The organism is Vibrio brasiliensis LMG 20546, from assembly GCF_000189255.1.
Classification (GTDB): Bacteria; Pseudomonadota; Gammaproteobacteria; order Enterobacterales; family Vibrionaceae; genus Vibrio; species Vibrio brasiliensis.
On record NZ_AEVS01000098.1, the window covers coordinates 1 to 4,397 of the forward strand.

Genomic DNA, 4,397 nt, shown 5'->3' on the forward strand with positions numbered 1-4,397 from the left:
GTCTCGATTCTCGGAGCGCAACGTTATAGATTTTCGTAGGACAAAAAAAGAGAGCCCAAAGGCTCTCTTCTCAATAACTTAACATCGTCGCTTATAGCGTACCGAAGATCTTGTCGCCAGCGTCGCCCAGACCAGGAACGATGTAGCCTTTGTCGTTTAGCTTTTCATCGATTGCCGCAGTGTATAGCTCTACATCTGGGTGTGCTTTTTCTAGAGCTTCAATACCTTCTGGTGCAGCAACAAGAACAAGAACCTTGATAGCTTTACAACCTTTCTCTTTTAGTAGGTCGATAGTTGCGATCATAGAGCCGCCAGTTGCTAGCATTGGGTCTACAACAAGAGCAATACGCTCGTCCATGTTAGACGCAAGCTTATTGAAGTATGGTACTGGCTCTAGCGTTTCTTCGTCACGGTAGATACCAACAACACTGATACGTGCACTTGGCATGTGCTCAAGAACACCGTCCATCATGCCCAGACCAGCACGTAGGATTGGCACTACTGTTACTTTTTTACCTTTGATTTGGTCTACTTCAACAGGACCGTTCCAACCTTCAATGGTCACTTTTTCCGTTTCAAAATCCGCTGTCGCTTCATATGTTAATAGGCTACCAACTTCTGTTGCTAGCTCACGAAAGCGCTTAGTGCTGATATCACCTTCTCTCATTAGACCAAGTTTGTGCTTCACAAGAGGGTGTTTTACTTCAACAACTTTCATTTCCATCTCCGGATATAAGGTAAAATTTAAACAAACCTCCAGATTATAAACGATTTCGTTCTCAATTTCTTGTCATAGAGCAAAAGAAAAAACTTGCGCAAACGTTTGCTATATAGGTTTATCCACTGTTAGAATAGCGCCGTTTTCATATCCAACTTAAAACCGAGGACTTCCCTGTGAGTGCTGATAACACATCTCTTAGCTATAAAGACGCTGGCGTTGATATCGATGCAGGCAACGCGCTTGTTGACCGTATCAAAGGTGCTGTAAAACGTACACGTCGCCCAGAAGTAATGGGTGGAATTGGTGGTTTTGGCGCATTGTGTGAACTACCAACTAAATATAAGCAACCAGTATTGGTATCAGGTACTGACGGTGTAGGGACTAAACTGCGTCTTGCTTTGGATATGAAAAAGCATGACACCATCGGTGTCGACCTTGTTGCAATGTGTGTTAACGACCTTATCGTTCAAGGCGCAGAGCCACTATTCTTCCTCGACTACTACGCGACAGGCAAACTGGATGTTGATACGGCTGCAGACGTGGTATCAGGTATTGCTGACGGCTGTGTTCAGGCTGGTTGTGCCCTGATTGGTGGCGAGACTGCTGAAATGCCAGGCATGTACGAAGGCGAAGACTACGACGTAGCAGGCTTCTGTGTTGGCGTAGTAGAAAAAGAAGACGTTATCGATGGCACTAAGGTTGCTGCTGGTGATGCACTAATCGCAGTAGGTTCTAGTGGCCCACACTCAAACGGCTACTCACTTATCCGCAAGATCCTGGAAGTATCCGGTGCAGATAAGAACGAAGAACTTGCAGGTCGCACTATCGGCGAGCACCTGCTAGAGCCAACTAAAATTTACATCAAATCAGCACTTAAGATGATTGAGAAGCACGATATTCATGCTATTTCTCACATCACAGGTGGTGGTTTCTGGGAAAATATTCCACGCGTTCTTCCTCAAGGTACTAAAGCCGTTGTTGATGGCAACAGCTGGGAGTGGCCAATCATCTTCAAATGGCTACAGGAAAAAGGCAACGTAACAACTCACGAGATGTACCGTACATTTAACTGTGGTGTTGGTCTTGTTGTTGCTCTACCTAAAGATCAGGCAGACGCTGCTGTCGAGCTATTGAAAGCTGAAGGCGAAAACGCATGGGTAATTGGTGAAATCGCTGATGCTCAAGCTGGTGAAGAACAGGTAGAGATCAAATAAGTATGAAAAGTATCGTTGTTTTAGTATCAGGAAATGGCTCAAACTTACAGGCAATCATTGATGCTTGTGAGACCAGCATTACTGGCGGCCGCGTCACAGCCGTGTTTTCAAACAAGGCTGAAGCGTATGCGCTAGAGCGTGCTAAAAAGGCTGGTGCCGGAGCGCACTTCCTTGATCCTAAAAGCTTCGATACCCGCGATGCTTTTGATCATGAATTGATGAAGCAGATCGATGAATACAAACCTGATGTCATCGTACTCGCTGGCTACATGCGTATTCTAAGTGGCGAATTCGTTCGCCACTACATGGGTCGAATGATCAACATCCACCCTTCTCTACTACCTAAATACCCTGGTTTGAATACCTACCAGCGTGCTATTCACGCAGGCGACGAAGAACACGGTACTAGTGTTCATTTCGTAACAGAACAACTTGACGGTGGTCCGGTTATTCTGCAAGCAAAAGTGCCAATCTTCGATGAAGACAGTGTTGAAAGCTTAACTGAGCGTGTTCAGACTCAAGAGCACCGTATCTACCCTATGGTCGTAAAATGGTTAGTTGAAGAACGTCTGCAAATGAAAGACGGCAAAGAAGCCTACCTGGATGGTAACTTACTCGGTATCCACGGTTACGCTGAAGACTAAACCACCAGCAACAATCGATAAGGCGAGCTCAGTGCTCGTCTTTTTTATCTCTGCACTTTAACATTAATCTTCTATTCATATTCACCCTGTTATCGTCGTTATAAATAACGGAGGCTCAATATGGATCTAAAAGGTTTACTCAATCAGGCACTTAACTCAGACCTTGTCAAACAGGGCCAGCAGCAGATCAAACAGCAATCTAACTCTGGGACTCTTAAGTCACTGGGTGCAGGCGCCGTCGGTGGCGGTTTAGTTAGCCTGCTAATGGGTTCAAAGAAAAGTAAAAAACTGGGTAAGAAAGTCGGCAAAAATGCGCTAAAGATTGGCGGTGTCGCAGCCTTAGGGGCACTCGCCTACAAAGTTTATAACGACTATCAGAGCAAAAATCCGGACGGTTCAAATCAAGCGACTCAACAAGATAGCTTCGATTCCAGCGACAACATCCACAGTGAACTGATCATCAAGGCCATGATTGCCGCTGCAAAAGCGGATGGTCATGTTGATCAACAAGAGATGGAGCGCATCGAAAGTACGCTTAAACAAGCAGGTGCTGACCTACAGTTACAAAGCCTGCTTCATGCTGAACTGAACAAACCTCTCGACCCTGTGGAAGTGGCTCGTTTAGCACAGTCACCTCAACAAGCATCTGAGATTTATCTCGCTTCATTAATCGTGGTCGATGAGCAGAACTTTATGGAAAAGGCTTACCTGCAAGAGCTGGCTAAACAGTTACAACTGTCACCAGAAGTGACTTTTCAGCTTGAGCAACAGCTTCAAGGGGCATGACATTGAGCAGATATCCAACAGCCACTAGTAACTCTTGAGCTAGGACAACTTGGTGCTTTGAGTTTCTTTAAGCGACTGTGTATATTTTACAGCAGTTATTATTTATTGGAGTTAAAGCCATGCAAGTATACGGCTGTTGTGATTTGATTCGTGAGCTCTACGCTCAGATCGGTAGTGGTGATCAAGCTTACATCCCTCAAGCTATCTCATGTGCTATCAAAGCACTAAACGACATTGCAGCGGATGAATCGCTACCTATGGAAGCGCGTGAAAAAGCGGCGTTTGCTGCTGCAAACCTGCTGATTTCAGATTTTGAGGATAAGTAATGAACTTAGCTAATTTTGAGTCGATGGACCCAATTATGCTGATGAGTATCGTCAACATGAAATTGCGTGATGATTTCGGTGGCGATCTCGACAAGCTGGTTGCTTATTTCGATATCGATAAAGCCGCATTGCAAGCTAAACTCGCGACCGCTGGTTTTGACTTCCTACCGGACGCAGGCCAGTTTCGATAACCGCCCGTTTCCAGATACAAAAAAACCGCCGATTGGCGGTTTTTTTCAACTAAGAGTAGCAATTACTCTTCGTCATCAGCTTGTGCTTCACGCTCAGCCAGACGACGTGCTTTTTTCTCTTCAGCTTCACGTGCCAGACGAGCTTCGCGCTCTAAACGCTCTTGACGTTGTACAGCTTTACGATCGTTGCGCTCTGCCTGGTTTTTTACGAAGCCAGCAAGTTCTTTCTCAGCCCACTCTTGAGCTAGCTCTTGGCTTTCAAAACCCATTTCACGCTTAGAAACAACCGTCTTACGAGAAGTCACCTGACGAGTGATTTCAGCAGACCAGCCGTTACGTTTTTCAGTAGTGCGAATAGCAAATTTTGGATTTTTAGACATTTAATTCATTTCCTAAGGGATTAATCAGGGATTCGGTCAACTTGATAACTCCATCTAAGCTGAGCTGTTTAACACCATCCCTTGGTAAGCGCGGTATTAGAGCATAAAAGAGCGCGTAACGCTGCAAGTTTTTTA

Annotated in this window: 7 protein-coding genes; 5 read left to right on the top strand and 2 right to left on the bottom strand. The window is 45.2% G+C overall.

Annotation, left to right across the window (positions count from 1 at the left end; genetic code table 11):
* Positions 1-91: 91 nt before the first annotated feature.
* Positions 92-718 carry a uracil phosphoribosyltransferase gene (gene upp, locus RH46_RS18540; protein WP_006881055.1) on the bottom strand — a complete coding sequence of 209 codons (627 nt, stop codon included), beginning with the start codon at positions 716-718 and terminating at the stop codon, positions 92-94.
* Between the two features lie 176 nt (positions 719-894).
* On the opposite strand from upp, the gene purM reads away from it, so the two are divergent.
* From purM to RH46_RS18565, 5 genes are all read left to right on the top strand, one after another.
* Positions 895-1,935 carry a phosphoribosylformylglycinamidine cyclo-ligase gene (gene purM / locus RH46_RS18545; protein ID WP_006881056.1) on the top strand — a complete coding sequence of 347 codons (1,041 nt, stop codon included), beginning with the start codon at positions 895-897 and terminating at the stop codon, positions 1,933-1,935.
* Between the two features lie 2 nt (positions 1,936-1,937).
* Entirely contained in the window at positions 1,938-2,579 is a 642-nt protein-coding gene (gene purN, locus RH46_RS18550) for a phosphoribosylglycinamide formyltransferase (RefSeq protein WP_006881057.1), read from the top strand.
* 120 nt (positions 2,580-2,699) lie between these two features.
* The gene (locus RH46_RS18555) at positions 2,700-3,365 is read left to right on the top strand and encodes a tellurite resistance TerB family protein (protein ID WP_006881058.1); all 666 of its coding nucleotides are present in this window, start codon (positions 2,700-2,702) and stop codon (positions 3,363-3,365) included.
* Between the two features lie 119 nt (positions 3,366-3,484).
* Entirely contained in the window at positions 3,485-3,691 is a 207-nt protein-coding gene (locus RH46_RS18560) for a YaeP family protein (protein ID WP_006881059.1), read from the top strand.
* A complete protein-coding gene (locus RH46_RS18565) occupies positions 3,691-3,882 on the top strand; it encodes a DUF4250 domain-containing protein (RefSeq protein WP_006881060.1) in 192 nt (63 codons plus the stop codon). The genes RH46_RS18560 and RH46_RS18565 overlap by 1 nt, the downstream gene beginning before the upstream one ends.
* Positions 3,883-3,944: 62 nt before the next feature.
* Here RH46_RS18565 and RH46_RS18570 read toward each other — a convergent pair whose 3' ends face one another.
* Complete coding sequence (locus RH46_RS18570) at positions 3,945-4,262, bottom strand: DUF3622 domain-containing protein (protein ID WP_006881061.1); 318 nt, start codon at positions 4,260-4,262, stop codon at positions 3,945-3,947.
* Between the last annotated feature and the right edge of the window lie 135 nt (positions 4,263-4,397).